23 protein-coding genes and 2 pseudogenes are annotated in these 25441 nt (G+C 67.8%); 14 read left to right on the forward strand and 11 right to left on the reverse strand.

Annotated elements, in window-relative coordinates:
- Positions 1-294 precede the first annotated feature (294 nt).
- Positions 295-2238: a protein-arginine deiminase domain-containing protein gene (locus ACFWU3_RS24390; RefSeq protein WP_384441363.1), complete on the forward strand. Its 1944-nt coding sequence runs from the start codon at positions 295-297 to the stop codon at positions 2236-2238.
- A 98-nt stretch (positions 2239-2336) separates the two neighbouring features.
- Here the strand turns inward: ACFWU3_RS24390 and ACFWU3_RS24395 are convergent, their stop codons facing one another.
- Positions 2337-2759, reverse strand: coding sequence for a hypothetical protein (locus tag ACFWU3_RS24395; RefSeq protein WP_384441366.1), 423 nt, complete (start codon positions 2757-2759; stop codon positions 2337-2339).
- 427 nt (positions 2760-3186) lie between these two features.
- On the opposite strand from ACFWU3_RS24395, the gene ACFWU3_RS24400 reads away from it, so the two are divergent.
- Together ACFWU3_RS24400 and ACFWU3_RS24405 are read left to right on the forward strand one after the other, a co-directional pair.
- Positions 3187-3444, forward strand: a complete 258-nt coding sequence (locus tag ACFWU3_RS24400; RefSeq protein ID WP_365936998.1) for a hypothetical protein — start codon at positions 3187-3189, stop codon at positions 3442-3444.
- A gap of 293 nt (positions 3445-3737) precedes the next feature.
- Positions 3738-4412, forward strand: a complete 675-nt coding sequence (locus tag ACFWU3_RS24405; protein WP_384441369.1) for a RimK family alpha-L-glutamate ligase — start codon at positions 3738-3740, stop codon at positions 4410-4412.
- A 207-nt stretch (positions 4413-4619) separates the two neighbouring features.
- Here the strand turns inward: ACFWU3_RS24405 and ACFWU3_RS24410 are convergent, their stop codons facing one another.
- From ACFWU3_RS24410 to ACFWU3_RS24420, 3 genes are all read right to left on the reverse strand, one after another.
- The gene (locus ACFWU3_RS24410) at positions 4620-5051 is read right to left on the reverse strand and encodes an OsmC family protein (protein ID WP_384441372.1); all 432 of its coding nucleotides are present in this window, start codon (positions 5049-5051) and stop codon (positions 4620-4622) included.
- Positions 5052-5379: 328 nt separating this feature from the next.
- Complete coding sequence (locus tag ACFWU3_RS24415; protein WP_384441375.1) at positions 5380-6174, reverse strand: PIG-L deacetylase family protein; 795 nt, start codon at positions 6172-6174, stop codon at positions 5380-5382.
- Between the two features lie 74 nt (positions 6175-6248).
- Positions 6249-6632 carry a hypothetical protein gene (locus ACFWU3_RS24420; protein WP_384441378.1) on the reverse strand — a complete coding sequence of 128 codons (384 nt, stop codon included), beginning with the start codon at positions 6630-6632 and terminating at the stop codon, positions 6249-6251.
- Between the two features lie 592 nt (positions 6633-7224).
- Here ACFWU3_RS24420 and ACFWU3_RS24425 point away from each other — a divergent pair.
- The 5 genes and pseudogenes from ACFWU3_RS24425 to ACFWU3_RS24445 form a co-directional block, all read left to right on the forward strand.
- A complete protein-coding gene (locus ACFWU3_RS24425) occupies positions 7225-7800 on the forward strand; it encodes a DUF5994 family protein (protein ID WP_384441381.1) in 576 nt (191 codons plus the stop codon).
- A gap of 519 nt (positions 7801-8319) precedes the next feature.
- Positions 8320-9792, forward strand: coding sequence for a hypothetical protein (locus ACFWU3_RS24430; protein ID WP_384441384.1), 1473 nt, complete (start codon positions 8320-8322; stop codon positions 9790-9792).
- A 292-nt stretch (positions 9793-10084) separates the two neighbouring features.
- A complete protein-coding gene (locus ACFWU3_RS24435) occupies positions 10085-11479 on the forward strand; it encodes an amidohydrolase family protein (protein WP_384441387.1) in 1395 nt (464 codons plus the stop codon).
- A gap of 190 nt (positions 11480-11669) precedes the next feature.
- Positions 11670-12392 carry an Atu4866 domain-containing protein gene (locus tag ACFWU3_RS24440; RefSeq protein ID WP_384441390.1) on the forward strand — a complete coding sequence of 241 codons (723 nt, stop codon included), beginning with the start codon at positions 11670-11672 and terminating at the stop codon, positions 12390-12392.
- Positions 12393-12588: 196 nt separating this feature from the next.
- Positions 12589-12849: pseudogene (locus ACFWU3_RS24445) on the forward strand (Atu4866 domain-containing protein); the annotation flags it as partial.
- 495 nt (positions 12850-13344) lie between these two features.
- Here ACFWU3_RS24445 and ACFWU3_RS24450 read toward each other — a convergent pair.
- Both ACFWU3_RS24450 and ACFWU3_RS24455 read right to left on the reverse strand, forming a co-directional pair.
- Complete coding sequence (locus ACFWU3_RS24450; protein WP_384441393.1) at positions 13345-14121, reverse strand: SDR family oxidoreductase; 777 nt, start codon at positions 14119-14121, stop codon at positions 13345-13347.
- A gap of 153 nt (positions 14122-14274) precedes the next feature.
- A complete protein-coding gene (locus tag ACFWU3_RS24455) occupies positions 14275-15111 on the reverse strand; it encodes an SDR family NAD(P)-dependent oxidoreductase (RefSeq protein ID WP_384441396.1) in 837 nt (278 codons plus the stop codon).
- Positions 15112-15568: 457 nt separating this feature from the next.
- Here ACFWU3_RS24455 and ACFWU3_RS24460 point away from each other — a divergent pair, with 457 nt between their 5' ends.
- From ACFWU3_RS24460 to ACFWU3_RS24470, 3 genes are all read left to right on the forward strand, one after another.
- On the forward strand, positions 15569-16426 hold the full coding sequence (locus ACFWU3_RS24460) for a helix-turn-helix domain-containing protein (RefSeq protein WP_384441399.1): 858 nt from the start codon (positions 15569-15571) through the stop codon (positions 16424-16426).
- Between the two features lie 153 nt (positions 16427-16579).
- On the forward strand, positions 16580-17518 hold the full coding sequence (locus ACFWU3_RS24465) for a helix-turn-helix transcriptional regulator (RefSeq protein ID WP_384441402.1): 939 nt from the start codon (positions 16580-16582) through the stop codon (positions 17516-17518).
- 9 nt (positions 17519-17527) lie between these two features.
- Positions 17528-18391, forward strand: coding sequence for a helix-turn-helix transcriptional regulator (locus ACFWU3_RS24470; RefSeq protein WP_384441405.1), 864 nt, complete (start codon positions 17528-17530; stop codon positions 18389-18391).
- 298 nt (positions 18392-18689) lie between these two features.
- Here ACFWU3_RS24470 and ACFWU3_RS24475 read toward each other — a convergent pair whose 3' ends face one another.
- On the reverse strand, positions 18690-19043 hold the full coding sequence (locus ACFWU3_RS24475; protein ID WP_384441408.1) for a hypothetical protein: 354 nt from the start codon (positions 19041-19043) through the stop codon (positions 18690-18692).
- A gap of 287 nt (positions 19044-19330) precedes the next feature.
- Here ACFWU3_RS24475 and ACFWU3_RS24480 point away from each other — a divergent pair, with 287 nt between their 5' ends.
- Both ACFWU3_RS24480 and ACFWU3_RS24485 read left to right on the forward strand, forming a co-directional pair.
- The gene (locus ACFWU3_RS24480) at positions 19331-19822 is read left to right on the forward strand and encodes a DUF2975 domain-containing protein (RefSeq protein WP_384441410.1); all 492 of its coding nucleotides are present in this window, start codon (positions 19331-19333) and stop codon (positions 19820-19822) included.
- Between the two features lie 332 nt (positions 19823-20154).
- Positions 20155-21022: pseudogene (locus ACFWU3_RS24485) on the forward strand (GyrI-like domain-containing protein).
- A gap of 258 nt (positions 21023-21280) precedes the next feature.
- On the opposite strand, the gene ACFWU3_RS24490 reads toward ACFWU3_RS24485, so the two are convergent.
- From ACFWU3_RS24490 to ACFWU3_RS24505, 4 genes are all read right to left on the reverse strand, one after another.
- Complete coding sequence (locus tag ACFWU3_RS24490) at positions 21281-21946, reverse strand: dihydrofolate reductase family protein (RefSeq protein ID WP_384441412.1); 666 nt, start codon at positions 21944-21946, stop codon at positions 21281-21283.
- A complete protein-coding gene (locus tag ACFWU3_RS24495) occupies positions 21946-22452 on the reverse strand; it encodes an SRPBCC family protein (protein ID WP_384441415.1) in 507 nt (168 codons plus the stop codon). Before ACFWU3_RS24495 ends, ACFWU3_RS24490 begins: the two co-directional genes overlap by 1 nt.
- Positions 22436-22798, reverse strand: a complete 363-nt coding sequence (locus ACFWU3_RS24500) for an ArsR/SmtB family transcription factor (protein ID WP_384441418.1) — start codon at positions 22796-22798, stop codon at positions 22436-22438. Before ACFWU3_RS24500 ends, ACFWU3_RS24495 begins: the two co-directional genes overlap by 17 nt.
- A gap of 239 nt (positions 22799-23037) precedes the next feature.
- Positions 23038-24225, reverse strand: coding sequence for a serine hydrolase domain-containing protein (locus ACFWU3_RS24505; RefSeq protein ID WP_384441421.1), 1188 nt, complete (start codon positions 24223-24225; stop codon positions 23038-23040).
- Positions 24226-24807: 582 nt separating this feature from the next.
- Here ACFWU3_RS24505 and ACFWU3_RS24510 point away from each other — a divergent pair.
- Positions 24808-25441 (forward strand): condensation domain-containing protein (locus ACFWU3_RS24510; RefSeq protein WP_384441424.1); only part of this gene is annotated, 634 nt, incomplete at its 3' end.

A 25441-nucleotide genomic window follows, 5' to 3' on the forward strand; every position in this document is an offset into this window, starting at 1 on the left:
GCCCACCCACGTGTGATGCACATCCCCGCCACAGGCGCACGGATCTTAACAGCCTCTCCACATGCGGAGAAAGAGGTTTCGAACCCGTTCAGTGATCGAGACTGTCGCTTGCGCACGGGTCGAATCGGTCGTCCGGAGCCGGTCTCCCGACAGCGACAGGAACCTGGCTCCGCAGGCTGCGACGCAACTCCCGCCTCGCGCGTCAGGGAACCGTCCGCCCCAGGCAACGCCCATCCCCTCCCCGCCCTCTTCCGTCCCGAGAGCCAACCTCAACTCTTCGGGAAGGTAAGCACCTTGGGTACGAGACACGTACGCCACGCACGACACGCAGCGCTCGCCCTCACCGTCATCGGGGCCGTCATCGCTCCCGCCGCCCCGGCGTCCGCCGCAGGGCCGCCGCGGGTGGATCTGCGGGCGGATGTGAACCGGGACGGTCAGATCGACGTCACCGGGGGCACCGACACCGCCGGTGAGGACACCTGGACGGCTGACAGGGGAGCCGTCTTCCTCCCCAACGTCGACGACGACACCAAGCGGTGCCCGACCAGGGCGCCGAACGGCAAGCCCCTCTCGGACGCCAGGCTCGCCGCCTGCAACGACGCGGCCGACAACATCATCAACGGCGGCGCCGACCTTGCCGACCTCGCGCGGGTGCGGTCCGTGCCCATGGCCGAGGTGCCCGCTGGTGCGACCGGCACCATGCAGGTCAACGGGGGCCGCAGAACACGGGTCTTCGTCAAGCGCCCCGCCGGGTGGGCGATGGTCACCCCCGCCACCCGGCTGTCCGCCGCCGAGCTGCGTGCCGGCGTCGAGTTCGCGGTGGAGAGCAATGACGTCATACGCGACACCAAAGTCTGGGACGGACGGGCGGTCATACGCCTGACCGTGACCGCATCCGGGAAGAGCACATCGGACGACATCACCCTGCGCGTCGCCCCGCTGCTCACCCACCACCATCTGCAGAACGCACAGCAGTTGATGGTTACCAAGATCGGTGGAAGCGACGACTGGGCCCGCCGTCAGCAGGCATTCGTCAAGGGGCTCGCGACCGAGGCCAAGTCGGCCGGGATCAACACGCCGCTGGTGACCTTCGACAAGTACGCCGACATCTGGGCGCAGGACTTCGTCGAGCCCGGATACGTGAGCATGTCCGGGCCCGGCGGACGCCGTCAGACCATGCGCGTGATGCTGCGCAGCGCCCAGCCGGACCGGGTGGCCGGCCGCGAGCTGTTCGAGAAGATGCGCGGCAACGGTGTCGGCGTGGTCCAGGTGTCGGGAGTGCGCAACTCGGAGGAGTGGACGCTCAACTCCATGGGGAACCTGGAGACCATCCCGCCGTACGCTCACAACGGCCGCAGCTTCCCCGCCGGGCGGATCATCCAGGGCGAGCGCAAGGACAGCGGATCGAAGCCCGCGCTGGCGATGCGCACCCTGCTGAAGTCCCAGGGCCTCCAGGACCCGCTGCTGCTGGACACATCGTGGCTGCATGTGGGGCACGTGGACGAGTTCGTGCAGTTCCTGCCCGCCGACACCCCACGCGGCTGGAAGATAGCGGTCGCCGATCCGGAGGCCGGGCTGCGGCTGCTGCGCGAGGCGCAGAGGTCCGGGCATGGGGCCACGCGCATGTTCTCGGTGCCGGACAGCGAGGAGATGCTCGCCCCCAAGGAGACCATTGCCCAGGCACTCGCCTCGAAGTTCCTGGTGAAGGACAACACGTTGGCCGCGGAGCGGATCGCCGCGAACCTGGCGACTCTCCAGCGTGAGACCGGGGTGACGGACGCCGAGGTCGTACGCGTGCCCGCGCTCTACACCCGCGGCAACGGAGGCCCGCGGGGCGAGAGCATGATGCCGCGGCTGAAACGGATGGGTGCCGGCGAGATGCCGGAGTCCGTGCGCGAGTACGGACAGCAGAGGAAGCTCGGACGCCACAACGACGCGAAGCCCTCGAAGGCCGCGCGGGACGGTGCCGTGGAGGCCATCATGACCAGCGCGTACGTCCCGGGGGCGGTCAACGGCATCCTGCTCGGCCGGGACCGGTATCTCGCACCGAAGCAGTGGGGGCCGGTCATCGGCGGTAAGGACGTCTTCACCGCCGCCGTGACTGCCGCGTACACACAGGCAGGTATGAAGGTGTCGTACATCGACGACTGGTACACCTACCACCTCGGCGCGGGCGAGGTGCACTGCGGGACGAACACGCTGCGGGACGCGTCGGCCGCGTGGTGGACGGCGTCGTAGGCAGAGCCGGATCCGACGACGCGTCGTCTTGAGCCAAGCCAAGTGAAAGCCGGAGCCCGCCCCGCTCACGCCTACCGGCGCGGGGCGGGCATCCTGCGCTATATCGCGAGGGCGCTGAGTCGCACGACGATGTCCCTGGGCGTTGTACTCGTCGGCCACTTGATGCTTCCCGCCACGAACACACGGCCGCCGTCCTGCGGACAGACGTCGCGTATTTCCACCCTGGCCACACCAGAGATGGGTTTGTGGGTCGCTGCGTGGACTTCGCAAGCCGACACCCAGACCGACGTCACGGAGCTGACGATGTTCGCGCCCCAGTCGAGCGGCTGCTTGAAGTCGCCAGGGCGACCTGTGAAGAAGAAGTGGTCGACGACCATGTGGACGTCGGCTGCGGTGGTGGGGCCGGGTCCCAGAGGATGCTCGGGAGTCAGTGGGTGCTCGTCCCCCAGCCCGGTGCTGTACGAGGACTTCGTCGTCGTGACGCTCGGACCACCGTCCGGGCGCGATGAAGGAGTGGTCATCTCATTTCCTCTTCTGCCGGCATGCGTCAGTGCCGCGGCTTCGCGTCTCCGCCGGAACGCGACGAAACGCGCCGGTTGAGGCGTCAACGGGTTTCGGGTCTGCGGGCATCTGCGAAGAGATTGACGCGGAAACAATTGCGTGCGGCAACTGACGCAATGCTGCTGTGGTTTCACGTTACGCTCGCCATTCAGAGCTCGCAGGGGGACGGTATCGACAGGCAATCCGCCCCCGGGCGCGCTGGACGCCCGCACGGTCACGATCGTCGCGACACTCCCGTGTGTGGCCATCGACCAGGTCCGCATCGACCGACGCGCTCTGCGAACTGAGCGCACCTCAGCCGAGATCACGACAGGCTCAACGAGCAGGGATGGGCCATCGGTGGTTTCGTAGAAGTACGTGATGTCGACTCAATCCGAGGTGGGCACGATGCCTGACTTCAACCTTGGCGATTCACTGGATGAGTACGCGGAGGACGTCATCAAGATGCCGCCCCCGGTCGTCTTCCATTCGCAGCCCGATCGCTACGTGCTCATGAAGACCCCTGAACAACTGCGGGCATGGGAGCAGGCGGTCCGGATGACCACGGGGCTTGAGATCGTGGCCGACAACCTTGCAGGTGTGGCCTCCGAAACCGGGTGCTCGTATGGCGAAGCGAGCCACAGCGACGACTGCGGTATGGCGTGATACTGGCCGTCTCGGTCCGCGATGACCTCCACGCCCTCGCTGTGCAACATGCCGTACGCAGCCGAGGGAAGCATGAGTTCCACATTTTGGAGAGCGACACCATCGCCGGAAGGGCGTCGCTCTCCTGGTACTCGCACAGCGACGAAGGCGCTCACGGGAAACGGACCACGACCCTTCTCACCTCCGAGGGGGTCGCTGTCGCGCCTGAGGAGGCGGATGTCCTGTGGTGGCGGCGGCCGAGGGCCGATCAGGAGATCGCCGCACACGCGGGCAGCACCCATGAGCGCAGTCTCGTGAACAACGACTGCCGCGGTGCACTCGGCGGCATCCTTGCCGCCGCTTTCGACGGCCAGTGGATCTCGCCACCCGAGGCGACCGATTGCGCCGCCGACAAGGTGTACCAACTCGCGGTGGCGCGGGACGCCGGCTTCCGGGTGCCACGTACCCTGATCTCCCAGTCACGAGAGGAAGTCACCACCTTCGTACGGCAGGTCGGGCGAACCATCGTGAAACCGGTCGTCGGCGCCCGCGGACCGTCCCTCTGGACCCGGTGGATCGATGACCCCGAAGCGATCCCGGCGGAGTCGTTCGAGGTGTGTCCCGCCACTTACCAGGAGTACATCGAGGGCTGTCGGCACGTCAGGCTCAACTGCTTCGGCGAGCGAATGTATGCCGCGCTCATTGAGACGGAGGAGCTCGACTGGCGCCCTGACCTCCAGGTACCCATTTCTCCCTGGCCCGTTCCCGGGGACGTCCGCCGCCACGTGAGCACCGTTCTGTGCCGACTGGGGCTACGCATGGGCGTGGTCGATCTGAAGCTGACGCCGGACGGGCAGCCGGTATGGCTCGAGGTGAACCCGCAGGGCCAGTTCCTGTTCCTGGAACCACTCACGGGCGAACCGCTGACCGAGCACTTCGCTGATTTCCTGCTCTCCGCTACAGGCACCTCGCGCAACGAGCAGACTTGAGGAGGCCGGGCCGCGCAGCGTCTCGGGATCTACCTCGTGCACCCGGCCGAGTCTCGTCGAGCCGGGTTGGCCCACGACCTCATCGGGCGCCGGCCACGCGGGGCCTGCTCGTACCTGCAACCAGAAAGCATCGGCCGGTGTGGAGGCCGGACGTGGTCGGTGGCGGCCTTCGATGCGACTGGGAAGTCCGAGCCACGTCGGGTGGTTCTATGTGACCTTCGCCGTAACGGGGGTGCCGGTTTCCACGGTGCGGCTGACGGTGCAGAGTTTGTCGTGGGAGACCTTGACCGCGCGCGGGAGGATGGCGCGGGCCCGGTCCCCGGCTTCGCCGTCCGGGAAGCTGACAGCGAAGACCAGTTCGAGGTCGGTCATCCGGTTGCCCAGGTCGTCGCTGACTTTGTGGCCGGTCACGGTGACGGTGAATCCCGTGGGTTCGCTGTGCCGGGCAGTGGCGACGTCGACGTCCACGGCCGTGCAACCGCCGAGCGCGGCCAGCAGCAGCTCGACCGGCGTGAATTCGGTGCCTTCTTCGCCGGCACTGCCGCCGAAGACGATCGTGCCACCGCGGGTGTTGGTGGCGTGGAAGGATCCGGGGCCGGTCCGTTCGACGGTGACGGAGCGCAGGGAGGGGTCGGTCATGCCAGGAGACTAAGCCCGCCCGCCACCTCGGGCGTGCACAACGACTGCTGACACGGCCCACTGACGGCACTTGGACGAACGGGTCCTCACCGGCCGACCGTGGCCCAGGAACCCTGGCCGACCGTGGTCCAGGAACCCTGGCCGACCGTGGCCCATGAACCTTGGCCGACCGTGGCCCAGGAACCCTGGTCGTGGACCTGAGCGACCGCTTCCTGATGCCCCGGAGCCATGAGGACCGGCCCTGCTCTGCCTCTTGCCCTCGTGTCCGTCTGTACCGGCGGGCTTCATCGCCAGGTGTGTTGCTCGGCCACGCACACGGCTGCCGGCGCTACGACGTCGGCTGGAAGATGCCGATGACGGCTGCGGAGGTTGAGGTCCGGGTGGCATCGATGAACCATTCCCGTCCCAGGATCATTCCGAAGACGGGGGCCGGCAGCCGAATCAGCGCCTTCATGACCGGGGCCAGTCGACCGGTCCCCGACACCTGGGATCGGTGTGCGGCGAGTGCTCGTTGCTTCTGGTGGGCGAAGCGGCGTGCGTCGACCTTGTGCGTGATCGTCGAGCGCGCGCTGTAGGCGGTACGGGGAGCCACAGCGTCGTGGCGAAGAGGGATTCTCAATCGATCCACCAGCTTGAGCACGCGGGCGATGAGGTCGCGCGGAAGCGTGGCCTCGAACACCTGCTGCACCCCGGCGCGGGCGGCTGCGCGTCTGCCGACCTCGTGGACTCTGACGTGGTCGCGGTGGCCGTAACCACCGTTGGCGTCATAGCTGAGGAGAACATCGGCGTTCTCTTCCTTGAGGATGGTGGCCAGTCGCTCTGCGGCTTCCTCGGGGTCGGCCCGTACGAAACGCGCCCGGTCGGGCGGATCGGGATAGAGCAGCTTGCCGTTGCCGCTGTCGGCGTATCCGAGGTGCACAACGCGGGCGGCTCCCAGAACGGCGGCACTCGCGCGCAGCTCACCCATGCGCGGCGACTCTCCTTGCGCTGCGGGACCCATCAGGCCGTCGGTGGCGACAACGATCACCACGCGATGCCCCTCGGCGGCGATGCGCGCAAGGGTGCCGCCGGTCATGAGCACCTCGTCGTCGGGGTGTGCATGGAAAGCGAGAACGGTTGCCATAGAGCCTCATCCTGCACCAGACGTCGGCTGCCCCGCTGAACCGCACGGCAGCCGATCCGCTGCCACCACTGCGCTCAGGACCTGATCCATCCGAGGAGACGCCCGCTCCGGAGGGCCACTCCGCGCACCTGGACGCGCCGGGTCTGGATATCTGTCTCCCAGGTGAGAATGCTTTCGGAGCTTCCCCACGCCTGGGCCGCCAGAGCGTTGATGCGGGCTTCAACGACACGCACATGACGACCTATGCGCTGGATGGCCAGATTGATGCCGCGCAGCCATACGACGGCAAGGAGGAGCAGGAGAAGGGCGACGTACATGCTCGGACCGTCGAACGTGAACTTGTTCGTCACCACCAGCAGCGCGGACACGACACCTGCGAATCCGATCATCTGCATGCGTGCTGCGACCCGTTGGGTGACCTCTTCGCGCAGGGCCCGGTACTCCTCGAGCAGGACCATGATCTCCTGCTCGTTCCGGTGCCGTGAGAGTTGTGCGGCAGTGCCCGATGCATCTGTCCGGCCTGACGATTCCATGTGTCCCCCAGAGTTCGAGACGGCCCCGCGGAGGCGGACAGACGCGCAGCTCAGGCAGGACCGGCGCCGTCCGCGCCGGGGCGCCTCGGTGGCGATCCACGAACTGCCCGGTCCTCCCCACGGTGAATTGGACTCGTGCACCTGGTGATTCGGCGGACAGTGATCTTGGCGGTGAATGAGTTGCTACGGGCATTCGTCCGGTACCAGGATGCTTGGAGGCAGGCATCGGCCGGCAGGGCGTGCGGGGGGCGCATAGGGGCCCGCTCGATCAACTGTTGCGCGGCACGGTGAGGACGTCGTCCCCGGCGGTGGGGCAGCCCTTGGGGGCTTGACGATGTCGTGCAGCAGCAGCCGTGGGCGCAAAGAATCCCTGATCGAATCATCTTTTACTCTGTATGTCGGAGTAGAGTGGAGATACCGGGAGTATCCCGCACATCCGATGCAACTCAGGTGTCATTTCCGGCGATCAATACACCGGGCCGTCAGAATGTGGGCGGCCCGGGGACAGGTCCCCGTCATGACCGTCGCCCTGGACCGCACGGCACCTCTCGCGCCCTCTTCCGCCTCGCGACTGTCCCTCACACCGACGACCACGCTCGCCGGGCAACTGGACGGCGCCTGGTGGCCTCGCACCCGGGACCTCGAAGCCGAGCTGCCGGCGCTGACCCAATCGCTGGAAGAGCCCTGGGGACGCGTCACACGCGTCACCGTCAACCCCTCCCGGTGGCCCGTGATCCCGCAGACCGTGCGCGTCCCAGGCCGCACCGTGCACGTGGGCTGGTTCACCGAACAGGACCCCGACAAGCTCATCCTGCTCTCCTACTCCGCCCGCCGCTGGGACCTGCTGGTCATCCCGCCCGAGACCGCCCCCGCCGCCGCGGCCCGCCTGATGGCAGCCGCCGCGATTCCGGGCAGCGTGCTCACGGCCGGTGCGCTGATGGCCGCTGAAACCGCGACCGCCGGCGACATCCGGGAGGCACAACGACGCGACGACGCCTGGGAGAGCGAAGGCGGAACCTGCATGTCCCCCATGGGGTTCCCCCCTCCGGCCCGGGAACCCGTCGGCCCTCTGGCCGCCGGGGCCTGGTGGTGAGCACGATGGACACTCTCATCCTCCTCGTAGCGATCGTCATCGTGACCGCTGTCGGAATTCGCCTGATCCACCTCCTCAATGCCCAGCACGACGCACGGATTGTGGCCTACCGCTTCAGTGATCCTCTGCCGGGCGTAGGGCGGACGGCAGGGGGCCGGCGCAGTCGGAACCCGCGAGGTTCCGGACGGGATACAGGGAAACCCGACAGCGCTGCCGCCGGGGCGGATGGCGCCTGACGCAGGCATCCGTACTGATCCGGTCAGTCCGCGGGCCGCCGCCGGACTCTCACCTCGTGGAATCCGGAGTCCGCCGTCACCTGGCCGGGCCAGGCATCCCGACCCCCGGCAGTGAGCCGGAGTTCCGTCAATCCGGGTCACCGCTACTGCCGTTCGGCCCTCCTGGTGATGAGCTACGGCGGCGACGGTGGTCGGCGGGTTCTCGCTCGCCGCCGCAGTGGGAGAGTGCGGCGCAGGCGCTCGACCGGCCACCCGGATCAGTCACCGTGCGATACTCGCCCGCATGGATTTTCGGTTGGGCCGGCGTCATGTCGTCGTGCCGGTCATGGGTGCCGCCGTTCTCCTGGCAGGCATGACCAGCTCGACGGCGTCTACCGTCCCGGCAGTTGCGCCCGTGAAGCTCACCATCGGTGCACCCGCGACGTATGTCATGTACTCCGCGGACGAGGGCGCGAAGGCGTTCAACACCTCCTTCACCGTGCCGGTGGGTGTCACGGGGAGCGGAGGTGCGGAAGCCCGGAACATCAAGCTCACCATCGACGTGTCGGCGCTGTCGGGCACGGCTCGGCTCGGAAACTCCAACTGCAAGCAACGCAACCAGGTGTTCACCTGTGACTACGGCTCCCCGAACGACGGTGAGAGCATGACGCCGTTCACCATCAGGGGTGTCGACGGAGTGAAGCCGGGCGACGGCGGACCCATCACGTACACCGCGTCCGCCGACAACGCGCCCACCGTCACCGCGACGACGCGGATGCAGGTCGGCGGTCCGCTGCTGGACCTCCGCGAGCATCCCCCGGTCGACGGAGTTCGTCCCGGTGGAACTGTGCGGATCACTCCGGCCTTCGCCAACCACAGCCGGTACGCCGCGGACAAAGGCGTGGCGATGAAGATCCACTCGTCCGGCCGGGGCCTCACCTTCGCGCGGGAGCACGACAACTGCTTCTACAACTCCGGTGCGCCCGGCGACCGTTCGGACTCCGCCTGGTGCGTGTTCTCCACTCCGGTCGATCCGGGAACGGCATACGCGCTCAGCAGGCCCCTGACCGCCACGGCCGGCCCCAGCGTCATGGCCGACGCGCTGGTGTACGAGGTGTCGTCCCGGCCGGCGAGGGATGCCGACCACACCGTGCGGGGCAAGGGCGCCGCTCTCACGCTGACGCGCGTCGCCGTCGAGGGATTCGGCGCACAGCGCTCCCCGAACCGTGTTGTCGAGGTGCGCACCACCCAGCAGGCCGACTACCGACCGGTCACGGGGACCGTTACCGGCAGGATCGGTGACACCGTCCGCCTCGCCCTCGGCGTACACAACGAGGGCCCGGGGGATCCCGGGGAAGAGCCCGGCCGGTTCGAGGTGATCCCGCCCGAGGGCACGACAGTCACGTCCATTCCCTACGTGAGCGACGACAACGGACCGGACTGGGTCTGCGACAGACCGAAGAAGCCGTCCAAGGCGTTCGTCTGTGATCTCGAAACGGACTCCTTCGGATGGCTCGCGCCCGGTCGGGACACCACCATCGAGTTCCACATCCGGATCGACGAGAAGGTGCCCGACGCCCGTGGCCGGATCCGGGCCGTCGGTGCCTTCGACCGCACGCACACCAACGACACTGCCGCCATCCTGGTGGACGCGAAGCCGGCGCCTCCGCGGTGGCCCCTGACATGGGTCGCGGCGGCAGGCGCGGCGGCGGGCGCGGTGGTCGTCGCGGGAGGCGCATGGCTCCTGATCCGCCGGCGCGTCAGCAGCGCACGGTGAGCGACTCACCCTGTGCGCTGAGGTGCGCATGCACGGCGGAGGCTGCCGTCCTCGAGGCGAGTCGGTGCTGCCAAGAAGAGGCAGGCGGTGTCAACCTCACCGAAATCACGATCCTGCCCACCGAGCAGGCCATCTGAACTCTCCGCCCGCTGTCACCCGCCACCAAGAGCGACGGTGACAGTGGGTGTGGGGCACCCGGGGGAACCACGGCCTGGTTGTCCTGGCGAGCCCGGACGACGCTGGTGTTCCAAGCCGTTGCGCGACGACCGCGCCCCCCGTGGAAGGACATCCGATGGACACCGACGACACCACCAGCGCCGGCGTGCTCGACCACATACAGCGCCAGTCCTCCGACTCACACCGACGTATCCTTTTCACCGGTGCGACCATCGTCACGATGGATGCGGACCTCGGAGTCCTCGCCCGCGGTGACTTGCTCGTCGAAGGCGACACCATCACCGCCATCGGTCCCGATCTGAAGGCGGACGGCGCCGTGGTTGTCGATGCCACCGGCGCGATCCTGGCCCCTGGATTCGTCGACACCCACCGCCACGCCTGGGAAGCCCAGTTGCGCCGGATCATGCCGGACGTCGACGACCTCGGCGCCTATGTGATGACCACCCTGGCCGGTTACGCCACCGTCTACCGACCTCAGGACATGTACATCGGCACGAAGCTGGCTGCCCTGACCGCGATCGACAGCGGAATCACGACCATGCTCGACTTCTCGCACAACTCTCGCACCCGGGATCACTCCGACGCCGCCATCCAGGCCCTGCTGGACACGGGCATTCGCGGTGTGCACGCCTCCATGGGACCGCACTTCGGAGAGTGGGACCGGCAGTGGCCCGGCGACCTGACCCGGATCAAGAGCCAGTACTTCAGCACCGACGACCAACTGCTGAGCCTGCGCCTGGCGACCCTCGCCACCGACGAGATCGCAGGGCCGGCTCTCGCCTATGGACCTGAACTCGCCCGTGTCGCACAGGACCTGGGTGTGGGGGTGAGCGTCGACGCCGTTTTCGGCGCCTCGTCATCCGAGGCCGTGTTGGGCTGGGCCAAGGCCGGCATTCTCGGCCCGGACGTCACCCTCATCCACGCAACGGGCCTCACCGCCGAGGCCTGGCAGGAGATGGGTGCCTCAGGGACCACTGTCGCGCTCGCACCCACGTCGGACGCGCAGATCGGTCTGGAGACCGCGGTCCCCGCCATTGACGAGGCTCTTGCCGTCGGGATCCGGCCGGGACTCAGCATCGACGTCGAAGTCGCTCTGGCCAGCGACATGTTCACCCAGATGCGAGCCCTGCACGCCATACAGCGCATGCGCGCCGTCAACGCCGCCTACGGTACCGACCAGCAGGTCAGGCGCATCAGCACGCACGATGTGCTGGACTTCGCCACCCTCCAGGGTGCACGCACCAACGGCCTGCAAGGTGTTACCGGCTCGCTCACGCCGGGCAAGAAGGCCGACCTGCTGGTCATCCAGGCCGAGGGCCTCAACAACATGCCCCTCAACGACCCGATCGGCACCATCGTGCTGGGCTCCGACGCACGCAACATCACCGCCGTCCTTGTCAATGGTGAGCCGCGAAAGTGGGATGGCCAGGTCCTGGACGTCGACCTGCCCGCGTTGCGCAGCCAGGTGCACGCATCGCGCGAGTACATCCTGAACAACGCGACCGACTGAAGCCCACTTCAACGCAGCACTCCGCGGCGGTTTTTGCATCGCCAGGGCCCCGGGCGTCACCACAGCCACGCCGGGGGAGGGGTGCTGCACCGGGTAGTGCGGAGCCCCAAGCGCCCACATCAATCATGACCATGACGTCAGGCCGGGACGCCTTGCGCCTCGGGCCCGCCGACGACCACCAGGAATTGCCATGACGAACATCCGTACCACTACAGGTCCCCGCCGTGACGACGCAGTCCGGCGCGAGCTGCTCACCCCGCAGGGGCGGCCCCTGCTGCTGTCCGGCGGCGCGGTCATCACAGGAAACCCGCTGATGGGCGACTGGCAGGAAGCCGATGTCCTCATCGGGGGCTCGCTGATCGTGGGAGTCGGCCCCGGCCTGCTGACCGCTGCGGGCGACGACAACATGATCGTCATCGACTGCGCGGGTGCCCTCGTCCTGCCGGCCGCAACCGACTTCACCGCGCCCGCCGACAGCGGCACTCTGACCCCGGGCAATGTCGCCGACATCGCCGTTCTCCAGCTGGCCGATGCCCCCGGAACTCCGGTCGGCGCAGTCCCGGCCCGCGGGACGCACCTCGACATCCTGGTCACCGGAGGCCAGGTGCGCCTCTGGAACGGCCGCCCTCTGGACGAAGCCGCCGCTGCCGCACCTCCGGACGGGGTGCCCGCCTTCGACTCGACGCACCCGTTCACGGGGATGTGGGTCGATGAAGACGACTTCGTACGCCAGGAACTCCTTCCCAACGGGCGCTACGACGAGGCGCGCGGGGACCGACCCAGCGCTTACCAGGGCCGCTACTGGGTCAGCGGTAGTCGCATCGACTACCTCGACGACCTCGGTTTCTGGGCCTTCGGCGAGTTTCGGGACGGCACGCTGCACCACGCCGGATACCGGTTCACTCGGCGCTGATGTCCGCGGAGATCTCGGTGTCACCGACCATGTGACGCCCGGAAGTCTTGAGACTCACTACGGCGTAGCCGCTCGAAAGACCAAGTCGTGCTCCGGACCCTGCCGCTCGCGAAGCTGGGTGCGCTGCCCCCAGGAAGCCCTCACCTGGGCAGACGGCGGCCTGGTTGCCACAGGCCGCCGAGCCGACTCTGGAGACATGACCACCGACGAAACGCCCCGCGCCCTGCACCCGTACGTCGGGATGTGGGTGACCGCAGACGGACACATCCGCCAGGAGCTCCTGCCGAACGGCCGCTACGACGAGGCCCGTGGCAACCGCAGGAGCGCGTACACCGGTAGCTACACCGTCTCCGGCAGCCACATCGACTACACGGACGACACCGGCTTCACCGCCACCGGCGACATCCGAGACGGTGTGCTCTACCACGAACACCTCGTGCTGCTACCGCGAGAGTCACGTGCCACCGGCGGCGCGGCAGTAGCGGTGTTCGTAGCCGGAGACCGCGTCTGTCGCCCCGCTGTGTGGCCAGCGGGACGACCATCAGCCCTCTCAACACGCGCACTCCAGGTGGTCGTGTCGAGGGGGCTGGAGCAGCGGCGCACTACAGCTGCCGGCTGCTGCTCGGCGAAGGTCTGCACGTGCCGACGGACGAAGTCTGGTGCTCCTCGTCCTGGGTGTCATACGCCCACCCTTGCCCGCTGGTTGCGTCGTGCCTGTAGGTCGCTGACTCATGGCGTTACGACAGACCTGGTCGCAAGGTAGGGCCGCCACGTGGTCGACGACAGCGCCCTGCGCCTTCAGCATCGGCTGACGAGGAATGCGGTGCGGTCAGTCGAAGGACCATGCGACTTGCTACGAGCCGCGAGGAGGGGCCGCACCCTGTCCGGCGCAGCCCCTCCTCGTCGACACCACTGCTGCCTCCTGCGCACGGGGCAGTCGCCGGTGTGCGAGTCAGATGGCTTGAGCGGTCGGCATGATGGTGATCTCGGTGAGATTGACATGCCGCGGCACAGCAGCCATGAAGGCGACGGTCTCGGCGATGTCCGCAGACTGAAGGCAGTCGATGTCGCGGATCAGCCCCGCCATCAGCTCACTGGCGTCAGGGTCCTCGACGTGGTCCGGGAGTTCGGTCTCGACCATGCCGGGCTCGATCGTGGCGACGCGGACCATCTTGGGGCCGAGCTCAACCCGGAGCAGCCGGGTGAGGTGGCTGATGTATGCCTTGGTTCCGGAGTAGATCGAGAACTTCTCCAGAATCCGGGTGGCGGCGATCGATGACGTGTTGATCAGGTCGGCGGGCCGGCCCTTCGAGGCTGCTGCCGTGAGCTGGGGCAGAAATGCGGCGATGACGTTCATGACGCCGGTGACGTTGAGGTCGATCTGGCGCTGCCAGTCGTCGACCTTGAGCTCTTCGATGCCGGAGATGAGCTGGACGCCTGCGTTGTTGAACACCAGGTCAGCGGTGCCGAGTTCGGAAGCGATCTGCTGAGCAGCAGCCTGAACGGCGTCCCGGTCGGTGACGTCGACGGCCAGGGCGAGGGCCGTGCCGCCCGCAGCTTCGATGCTCTTCACGACCTCGTCGAGCTTGTCCTGGCGGCGTGCCAGAACAGCGACCTTGGCGCCGAGACCGGCGAGGCGCTCCGCGGTGGCGGCTCCCATACCGCTGGACGCTCCCGAGACAACGGCGACACGGCCCGGGAGAGGGGAGCCTGACAGAAGATTGGACATGGCACGTTCCTTTCAGGGAGATCAGGTGACTGTGGCAGGCGGACGTTCGCGCCCGTGGATGGCACCCGACCGGGCCGGCAGGAGGGAGCACGGCCCGATCGGGCTGCTGGGACGGCGGCCGGGTGTCGAGGACGGGCGCCAGGGAACCGGCGCTCAGGCGTCGTCGTGCGCGGTGGCAGCGGACTTCTCGCGCCAGGGAGCGAGGTCGTTCTGGACCTGCTGGTACTTCACCTCGAGGCGCTCGATGGTGTCCGCGCCCAGGTAGAGGTGCGTCGGCAGCTTCTCGCCGGAGGTGACCTCGTAGATCAGCGCGCCACCCTTGACGGGGTCGCCGAGCTGCGCGTGGTTGGCCTTGTCGATCCAGTCCAGCGTCACATGAGCCGGGGTGCCGTCGTAGGCCGCGATACGGTCGGCGGCCACGGACAGGGAGCTGGAGTCGAGGAAATCGGTGCGGAATACGCCGGGTTCGACCACCATCGACTGAACGCCGAAGGGTGCCATTTCCGCGGACAGGGCCTCGCTGATTCCGGCGACTGCGAACTTGGAGGCGCTGTACAGGCTCACGCCCGGCTCGCCCTCGAACCCGGAGCGGGAGCCGATGTGAACGAGCTTGCCGAACCCCTGCTTGCGCATGACGGGCAGGACGGCGCGGGTGGTGTTGATCAGGCCGAATACATTGAGGTCGAACAGCGACCTGGCTTCCGCGTCGGTGACTTCTTCGAGAGCCCCGAGAAGACCACGGCCGGCGTTGTTGACCAGCACGTCGATTCCGCCGAAGCGGTCGACAGCGGCCTCGACGGCTGCAGGAATGCTCGCGGTATTCGTCACGTCCAGGGCAACGGCCAGAACCCGGTCGGATTCCTTGAAGTCCTCCGGAATCCGGTCCGGGTTACGCACCGCGATCACGACGTTGTTGCCGTCGGCGAGCGCGGATCGTGCAATTTCCACGCCGAGACCGCGAGATGCGCCGGTGACGAACCAAGTAGTCATGACAATGCCTCTCTTCTGCGTTTCACTTCGGTCATCGGGCCTCTGTCCCGACGAATTCGAGTCTGCCCGTGGACGTGAGCGGCAGGAAGGCTGAGAGTTTCCTGGGAGAAATACTCCTAGGCTCCCGGACAATTCTTCCTCGAGGCGAGGCGAGGCGAGGCGAGGCGCGGTGCCGGCGTCGTTGCCCGCCGCGCCACTGTGCCGGAACGGGGAGCGGGGCGTCGTAGGCTGGTTGGACCACTCTTCAGGCAGGGGTCCGGTAGACAGATGGGCCGCGATGGGTGGTGCCTCAAGGCGCAGGAGCCCACGGTTCGCTCGGCATGGAGCGTGTGAAGCAGCCGCATCGGCGAGGACCGCCTGCGTCCGGCGGGCGGCCGGTGAGGGAACGCGCTCCTGGGAGAAGCGCACCCCCTTTCCCGCCCACCGCACGGCCGTTCACCCACCTAGCCTCGACTGCATGGACACAGACAAGCGCCCGGCCGCCGAGAGCGCGCTGGGAGGTTTTCTCCGCGCTCGGCGCGCCCAGCTGCGCCCCGAAGACGCCGGCATCACGACGTCCGGCCGCCGTAGGGTGCCCGGTCTGCGTCGCGAAGAGGTCGCCCTCCTTGCCGGCGTCAGCGTCGACTACTACATGCGCCTGGAGCAGGGCCGCGAACGGCATCCCTCCCAGCAGGTCCTCGACGCTGTAGCCAAGGCTCTGCGACTGGATGATGCCGCTGTCGGCTACCTCTACCGGGTGGCCGTGCCGAGTGCCCGCCGTATGCGCCGCTCCCACCGAGTCGAACGCGTCGGCCGGCCGATGCAGCAGCTCATCGAGAGCTGGTCCGGCACGCCTGCCTTCATCCTCGGCCACAGCTTGGACATCCTGGCGCGCAACCAGCTCGCCGAGGCCCTCCACGCAGGCTTCAACCACAGGGACAACCTCGTTCGCATGACCTTCCTCGATTCCTCTGCACGCGACTTCTACCGGGAATGGGACCGAGCCGCCGTGTCGTGCGTGGCCGCCCTTCGCCAGGCTGCCGGCGGCGACCCGGACGACCGACGGTTGATCGAGCTCGTCGGTGAACTGTCCGTCAAGAGCGCAAGGTTCCGAGATCTCTGGGCACGCCATGACGTACAGGTCAAGACCCGCGAGGCGAAGCTGTTCCGCCACCCCGCGGTGGGTGACCTCGAGCTGCACTACGAGGCCTTCACCATCCATAGCGCCGCTGACCAGCAGCTCGTTGTCTACCAAGCCGAAGCCGGCAGCCGTTCGGTCGACGCCCTTGCCCTGCTCGGGTCTCTCAGCGCCGTCCCCGCGCCACAAGCGCGATGACTGGCGCCGCCGGTCACGCCGCCCGCCGCCGCCCCTGAACCGGCACCGCCGGGCGGCCTGCGGGACCTCACAGCCTGGCCTTCGGCTTCCTGGGTGTACTGCGGCCAGGCTCATCTCTCCTCTCAGCGCCGAGTGCGTCGGACAATGGTCTGCATGGATCAGATCGTGGAGCTGGGAGAATTCCTCCGTTCGTGCCGCGGCCGACTCGAGCCCGGCGAGGCGGGGGTGCCCCTGACGGCCCGCCGACGCGTCCCCGGCCTGCGGCGCGAGGAACTGGCTCTGCTCGCCGGCGTCAGCGTCGACTACTACACGCGGCTGGAACAGGGACGCAGCCGAACAGCTTCGCCCGAAATACTCGACGCGCTCGCCACCGCCCTGCATTTGGACGACACCGAACACGCACACCTGTTCGACCTGGCTCATCGCCGGCCTGTCCAGTCCGAACGGGCCCGCATGTCGCCACCCGAGCGGCTCACCCCTGCGGTGCACCAGTTGCTGGCCACCCTCGACACGGCCGACTGCCCCGCCTTCGTCCTCGGGCGACGCACCGACGTCGTGGCGAGCAACCCCCTCGCCCGTGCGCTGATCGCAGATTTCGACGCCATGCCGGCCAAGGAACGCAACCAGGCCCGCTTCGTCTTCCTCGACCCCGAGGCGCGGGAACTGTACACAGACTGGGAGACAGTCGCCGCCGACACCGCCGCCCTGCTGCGCATGGACGCGGGACGGCACCCTGCTGACGCACAGCTCGGCGAGCTGGTGGGCGAACTCGCCACCCGTAGTCAGAGCTTCCGTGAGTACTGGGCCGAGCGCAGGGTGAACGAACGCACCGAGGGGGCCAAGGGATATCACCACCCCGTCGTGGGCGATCTGACCGTCACCTACCAGGCGCTGACGCTGCCCGGAAACACCGATCAGACCCTCTTCATCTACACGACCGAGCCGCAGTCACCCTCCGAAACCGCGATGCGACTGCTCGCGACCTGGTGCGGCGGTGACGCCATCGACCGTGGTCAGGCCGGGCCGATGGGCACTGAGAATGAGGAGCCGGTCGATGTCCCGACCCCTGCCCGAGCCACCCACCTCGACTAGCCTTGCACCATGAGCGACGCTACCCCGCTGGGAGAGTTCCTCAGAGCACGGCGCGAAGCCCTCAAGCCGCAGGATGTGGGACTTCCGGAGCACGGCCGCCGGCGAGTTCCCGGCCTGCGCCGCGAGGAAGTCGCCCTGCTGGCCGGGGTCAGCTCCGACTACTACATGCGCCTGGAACAAGGCCGCGAGAAGAGCCCTTCGCCCCAGGTCGTTGATGCGGTCGCGACGGCCCTGAAGCTTGACGACGAAGCTGTCGAGCACCTGCGCAGACTTACCCGGGCGCCGTACGAAAGCCGCAGCCTCGTTGCCGGAGACGAGCAGGTCGACGCTCAGCTTCTGCAGCTCCTCGACAGCTGGCCGGACACCCCTGCCTTCGTCCTGGGCCCGGCCCTGGACGTGCTGGCACACAACAGTCTTGCAGCTGCCCTGCACAGCGGATTCCAGCGATTCGACAACCTGGCTCGCATGGTGTTCGTCGACCCCGCCGGTCGCGATTTCTACCAGGCATGGGAGAGGGCCGCACACTCCTGCGTCGCCGAGCTCCGTGCCGCCTACGGATACGATCCGGAATCGCCACGGATCAACGAAGTCGTCCGGACTCTCTCCACCAAGAGTTCGGAATTCGCGGCTCTGTGGGCACGCCACGACGTGAAGGCCAAAACTCGACAGACCAAGCCCCTGCGGCATTCCCAGGTCGGCGACCTGGAGATCCAGTTCTCCGCTTTCACCGTCAACGGGGCAGCCCACCAGCAGTTGGTCGTCTATCAGGCCGAACCCGCCAGCCGGACCGCCGCCGCGTTCATCGAGCTGCGATCCACGTTCGAAGCTCAGCGCGAAGTGGCCGGATCGCAACGGGCGGGCGTCGACCGCTAGCCGCCGACAACGCCTCTGGGCACTCCCTGGGATGTCCTGCCCAGTCTTGACGGGCCCTCGACGGTCCATCGGAAGCTGTCGCGGCGGGTGGCCGACGGCGAGGCCCCGCGCTGCGGTACTCAGCAGCAGTGTCATGGAGTTGAGCGGTGGCGAGCGGATACCTCTCAAGCAGGCCACAGGGCAGGCGAGTTGAAGCAGGGCGAGCTGCAGGTCTTCACGCATCCCGAATTCAACCGCCGTGCACCGGTGGCGGCGGTGAACGCCGTGCCGTTCGATGCCGACCTTCCAGGTGCTCGGTTCAGTAACCGGGCGGGATCCGGTCCTGCGGACCATCAGCCGCCCGCGCCGCGCCGTCGTCCACCTGCGCCCGCTCGGCCACGGCCGGGTCGGCCGAGTCCGAGACCAGCTCCGCGATGCGCAGGGTGCACTCCCACTCCGTCAGCTTGCCTTTGATCACCACCAGGTATGACTCCTGGTCGGCGAAGCGGTACACGCGGCGGCGCTTCTCGACGATATTCTTGCTCGGTACATACGTGTGGACGGCAGCACGGAGTGCCTCCAATGCATGGTCCTTCGTTTCCTGCCCACTGCAGATGAACTTGGTCCTGTACGCGTCGCTGTAGTACTCCGCGATCACGACCCAGTTGCCCATGCCCACTCCCTCACGGCGCCGTTGTCAGTGAGCCACAGCTCAACCTCCGGAGCAAGAGTGATGCAGCCCGACGGCCTGCGCCGCGCCCTGCGCTGCCGCCATGGCGCCGGCCTCGGGGCGGGCCATGCGCTGAACGGGCCGCCTTCTGTGGACTGAGCGGTGATGGAGAGCGCCGTGCGCAAAGGACAGGAGCAGCTGCTTCGCCACGTTGGGGCCAGGCACCCAGTCCTTGCCTATCCTATCGATATTCGATAGATTCCCATCGCAAATCGATGCAAGGATGGGTCATGGGAAAGCTGACAGTGGGTGCGCTGCGTGCCGTGCTCGTGGTGGTGTTCGCCGGCACCGTGTTCGTGCAGGCAGGGATGTTGTGGGCGTTGGTCAGCGGGAGCGACCCGGAGGACGGTTCACTCCCGCTGACACCGCTGCGCGTGATCACGATCCTGGGCATGGTGTCGGTCCAGGTCGCCCTGGTCTGCGTATGGCGGCTGGTGTCGATGGTGCGCCGCGGAACCGTGTTCTCCCACGCCGCCTTCCGGTACGTGGACATGGTGATCGGTGCGATCGTCGCTGCTGCCCTCGTATGGTTCGCGGTCACGGCCATCAATGCGCCGGGCCAGCGAGACGACCCCGGGGTCACCGTCATCATGGGCGGAATCGGCGTGGCCATCCTCGGGGTCGCGCTCTTCGCGCTCGTGCTGCGCATGCTGCTCGCCCAGGCCGTCGCACGCGACGTCGAAGCGTCGCGGATGCAGGCCGAGTTGGACGATGTGATCTGATGCCGATCACCGTCCACCTCGGCGTGATGCCGACCGGGCGAATGACGTCCGTGGGCGAGCTCGCGGACCGTATGGGCATCTCGACGGTCGGGTCGCCGAGATCGCCCGGGGCGGCTCCAGCGGCGCGAAGCGCCGGACGTACGGCGGTGGCGTCACGAAGGTGACCTGTCGGGATGCGGGTGGCACGGAGATCAGCCTTGGCGGCGGCCGGGGCTGACGCCACATCGAGCGTGAGGTTCCGGGGCGCCGCGGGCGCATGATCGGATCGGATCGTAGCGATCGGGTGCAGCCAGGGTGCTTGCTGCCAGGGTTGAGGTCGAAAGGGAGGCCACATGATCTCGGCGCTGAACCAACTTGTTGATCTGGTCGAGGAGCATCTCGCGGAGGAGCTCGACGTCGATGGGTTCGCGAGCGCGCGGTACGACCGAGTACCACCTGCGGCGGATGTTCTCGTCGTTGGCCGGCATGCCGCTGTCGGAGTACGTGCGGCGGCGCCGCATGACCGTTGCCGCCGCCGACGTCGTCCGGGGCGAGGGAGATCTGCTCAGCATCGCCGTCCGGCACGGATACGGCTCGAGTGAAGCGTTCGGACGTGCGTTCCGGGCCGTTCACGGCGCCGGCCCCAGTGACGTGCGCCGTGATGGTGGCCCTCTGCGCACGCAACCGCAGGTCAGGTTCCGCCTGACCGTCGAAGGGAGTATCCCGATGGAAACCCGCCTCGTTGACCGCCCCGCGTTCCGGCTGGTCGGACACGCAACCCGGGTTCCCCTGATTCATCAGGGCGTCAACCCGCACATCCAGGCACACATCGCGGCGCTGCCGCAGGAGGAGCATCTGCGGCTGAAGGCGCTCAGCGATGCCGAACCCCCGGGCTTGCTGCAGGTCAGCGATGACCTCGATCCCGACGGCAGGGAGGGGAGCGAACTGACCTACCTGCACGGAATCGCCCGCAGCCGGGACTCCTCGGTTCCGGACGGGCTCGACGTCATCGAGGTGCAGGCTGGAATGTGGGCGGTCTTCCGGACGAGCGGACCGCACCCGCAGGTCCTGCAGACAACCTGGGCGGCAACGGCTACCGAGTGGTTCCCCTCCAACCCCTGGCGGCTGCGGCCTGGCCCCTCGGTCGTCGCGATCCTGGAGCGCACGGACGACTTCAGCACCGCGACCTGCGAGCTGTGGCTTCCCGTCGAACCAGCGTGAGGCACTCTCAACGGTCGGACGCGGGCGGAGCGGAGCTCACCGGCTCAGGCGCTCAGGTAGGTCACCGGGGGCCACCCACCGCAGGTCGCGCACGGGCTTCCTGCCTGGTGAGTTCGACGGCGGTGTCCGCCGCACGCATACGTGCGGATCTCCCCGTGGCCAGAAGTTCCGCTGGGCTTGCTCGGCAAAGCCGTCGGAGAGAGGCTACGGGAGCCTCGCGTCGGTCGGGATTCTCCCGGGCGGCCGGTGTGGTGCCGGCTACCGCTTGCCGACGGTGTAGGTCAGGTGGGTCACCCGGGATGATGCGTCCGTGCGGGTCTGGTCGAGGATGAGGCGGGTCGGGTCCACGCGGTCGAACAGGCGGATGCCGGTGCCGAACAGCACGGGCGCGAGGGTGATCGAGAACTCGTCGATCAGGCCGCTGTCCAGGTACTCCTGGATTGTCTCGGCGCCGCCGGCGATGCGGACGTCGCGGTCGCCGGCGGCCTCGCGGGCCCGGTCCAGTGCGCTGGAGATGCCGTCGTTGACGAAGTGGAAGGTCGTGCCTCCCGGCCGCTCCCACGGATCACGCTGCGTATGGGTGACAACGAATACCGGGGTATGGAACGGGGCCTCCTCCGGCCATGCCAGCTCGCCGGCGTCGAACATGCGCTTGCCCATGATGCTCACGCCGGTGCGCTCGTACGTCGCCCGAGCGATGTCGTTGTCGAGTCCCTCCTCGCCGCCCTCGCCGAGCTTGAGGTTCTCCCGGAACCACCGCTGCGGGAACAGCCACGCCTGCAGTTCCGACCACTTCGTCATCCAGCGCTGGACCCTCGGGTCGTTCTGACCTTCGGGCGAGAAGACGTCCTCGACGGGCACGGCCTCCGGCGCCATGAAGCCGTCGAGCGACATCGTCACGCTGAAGAACACCTTCCCGGCCATCAGCCCTCCGCCCCCTTCCGCGCGAGGTCGCTGACGTAGGCAGCCAGGTTGCTCAGGGTCTGCCGGCCGCCCTCGATCGCGTGGTACTTCTCGACCGCCTGGTCGCGGAGTTCCTTGGTGGGGAACACCGTGCGCATCACGATCCGGGTCTCGTCGCCGATCGGCTCGAAGGTCAGGACCGACTCGAAGGCGTTGGGGTCGTCGCGGGACTCGCCGTGCAGCATGGCGATCCGCTCCGCCGGGACGATCTCCCGCCAGGTGATCCACTCCTGGTAGTCGGTCCCGTCCGGTCCGTGCATCACGAAGTCCCACGCCCCGCCGACCCGGAACTCGAAGGACCGCGTGGTGGTGGAGAACCCCTCCGGTCCCCACCATCGCGACAGGTGCCGGACCTGTGTGAACGCTTCGAACACCAGCTCCCGTGGTGCGCCGATGGCCCGGGAGATCACGATCTCGCGGTCCGCGGTCGCGTCTTCGGGCCCGCCGCCGCTACTGGTCGTCGTCATTCGGTGGTTCCTCCTGCCTTGCCTGATTCAGATCCTGCACGTACTCGTCCAGCCGGTCGAAGCTCTCGTTCCAGAACCGTTCGAAGCCGCCCAGCCACTCGTGGACCGGCCGCAGACCGCGGGCGTCGAGGCCGTACAGCCGCTGCTTGCCCAGCCCGCGGACCCGCACCAGCCCGACCTCCCGGAGCACCCGCAGGTGCTTGGACGCCTGTGGCTGGCTCATGCCCAGGTCCCGCGCCAGTTCGGTCACGGGCCGCTCGCCGCCCCGCAGCAGGATCAGAATCTCCCGCCGCTGCGGCTCGGCGATCGCGTTGAACGCGTCCGAGGTTGTCGCCGCTCGTGCCATGGCTCCATCATATGCCTATATCGGAATGCGTCAACGATCGGCCGAGGAGCGGCCGCGGAACGGCGCCACGAGTGGTGTGACCATCGGTCGGCGACGGTGAGACAGGTGGAGGACCGCGGGAAGGTCTGTCGCCCGGTGCGGACCTTGCCGAAGGCCCGCCGGTTCTTCTGGTGGGTGCTCGACCGGTGCCCGGACTCTGGCGAGGGTCTTGTCGGACCGTTTCGGCCCGCGGATCGGTCCTACGGGGAGGGGGTCGGGGTGTGCTGCCTCGACTGCGCGGCGGACGGCAGATCGAATACCTGGTCGGGGGTCACGACGGATGTGACGGCACGGCCGAGCATGGTGCTGAGTGAGTCGCCCTGGTAGTTGATGTCGGAGTTGATGAGGATCACCAACGTGGCCTTCTGCGACGGCAGCTGGACCGCGAGGGTCTCGTAGCCGGGTAGGTCGCCGTTGTGGCCGATCCACCCGTTCACCCGCATGATGCCGAGCCCGTACGAGACGCCCGGGTAGCCGACCGGGCGGAACTCCAGGCGCTGTTTCTGCGTGGTTGGTTCGAGCAGCCTTCCGTCTGCCAGGGCCGGGACCCAGGTGTGCAAGTCGTCCAGGTCGGAGATCATGGCTCCCGCGGCCCAGGCCCACGAGGGGTTCCAGTGGGTGGCCGCGGTGACGCTCTCGTCCTTCGTGAAGTTCGTGTATCCCTGGGCGTACGGGTCCGGAATCCCGTTGGCCGTGGGGAACGACGTCTCGTCCAGCTTCAGCGGCTCGTAGACCGCTTGCTCCAGATAGGCCCCCAGGCGCTGGCCGGTGACCTTCTCGATCACCAAGCCGAGCAGGACCAGGTTGGTGTTGCTGTACTCCCACTTGCTCCCGGGCGGAAAGTTGAGGGGGTGCGCGAAGGCATAGTCGAGCAACTGCTGTGGCGTGTAGCTGCGCTGGGGGTCGGCGAGCAGGGACTGCATCCAGCTCTCGTCCTCCGAGTAGTCGAAGAGGCCGCTGCGCATGCCGGCCAACGCGCGAAGGGTGATGCGGTCGCCGCTGGGAACGTTGGCGACGTACGTGGCGATGGGATCGTCGAGCCCGACCTTTCCCTGGTCCGCGAGCAGCAACAGTCCCTCGACCGTGAAGGTCTTGGTCACGCTGCCGATCCGCATGTGGAGGTCGGACTTCATCGAAGTGCCGGACGTCGTGTCCGATTCCCCGAACGACTTCACGTACTCGCCTCGCCCGGGAAGCCACAGGCCGATGGTCACGCCCGGGATGTCCGCCCGATCCATGACCTCGGTGACCTTCTCGTTCAGCCGCTGGACGGTCGCGGCGTCGAAGTCCTCCTGCCGTGCCGCCTGTGCGGGCACCGTGCCCGCACCCACCAGAAGGAGGGCGGCGAGCGCCGTCAGGATCGTTCTGAGCATGCTGAGCCGGATCATCCGCAGCCACCTCTGATGATTCAGAGAACGGGTGAGTATCCATATGGGCCGTTTTGTGCGCTGGATATGCCCATCATAGGAATCACGGCGTCGGCGAGCGAGCGGGCCGGGACCGGTATGCCACGGAGCCGTGACCGGTCAGGCCATCAGGGCCCTGGGCAGTCAGCCATGACAGCGGGGCCGGACAACGAGGCATGTGTCCCAGGTGCACTCCTCGCGCGCTGCGACTGATGGCGCCCTGTGGCCGCCGCCTTCCCCGCGCCAGAGAACCGGACCCGGTAGCTGACGAAGCCCTACGAGGCGTGCGCCAGACAACCGGGTCCGGGCAAGAGGCCCTGAACGAAGGGGACTCGGGCCTTCGTCAGGAGGGGAGATGAGTCCTTCCGCGACGTCCCGTCCGGTCGATGCGAGTAGCGATGACTCAAGACGCGGGCGGCGCCGCGGTGATGTTGTTGTCCACGGGCCCGCGGCCAGGTGCCGGGACTTTCCCAGGCCGCCGGGGCGGCCGATGCGGACCGGGAACAGCTCGGCCGACGGGGGACGACACCAGACGTGAGCGCTGGTGCGGTGAGAGGAGCTGCGGTGCAGACAGGGACGACGAATCTCGGGCCGGAAGGGTGCGCCGAGGTCGACCACGCTCTGTCCTTCGCACAGGACCGCATGTGGTTCCTGGACCGGATGGCGGGCGGGCGAAGCACCGCGTACGTGGCGACCCCCATGTGGCGCGTGCACGGCCCGCTCGACCGGAAACGCCTGGAACTGGCCCTGTCCCGCCTCGTGGCTCGTCACCAGTCGCTCCGGATGAGGTTCGTCGAGCGAGACGGCGCCCCTCGCGTCCTCGTCGCGGACCGTCTCGACGCCCGCATCGACTGGCGTGACGCCGCCACCGCTGCCGAGGTGGAAGCGGAAGCCGCAGCCGAGGCCGGCGAACCGTTCGACCTGACCACGGGTCCGCTGTTCCGCGTCGTGGTGTGGCGGCTGAGCGACACCGAGCACGTACTGCTGGCGGCGATGCATCACATCGTTTCCGACGGCTGGTCGATATCCCTCTTCGTCCGCGACCTCGGCGCCCTCTACGACGGCGACACCCTGCCCGAGCTGAGCCTCCCTTACACGGAGTTCGCCGATTGGCAGCGGCGTGAGTTGGGTGGGGTTGGCGCGGCGGGGGAGTTGGGGTATTGGCGGGAGCGGTTGTCGGGGTTGCCGGTGTTGGAGT

This window comes from Streptomyces sp. NPDC058685, from assembly GCF_042714725.1.
Lineage (GTDB): Bacteria > Actinomycetota > Actinomycetes > Streptomycetales > Streptomycetaceae > Streptomyces.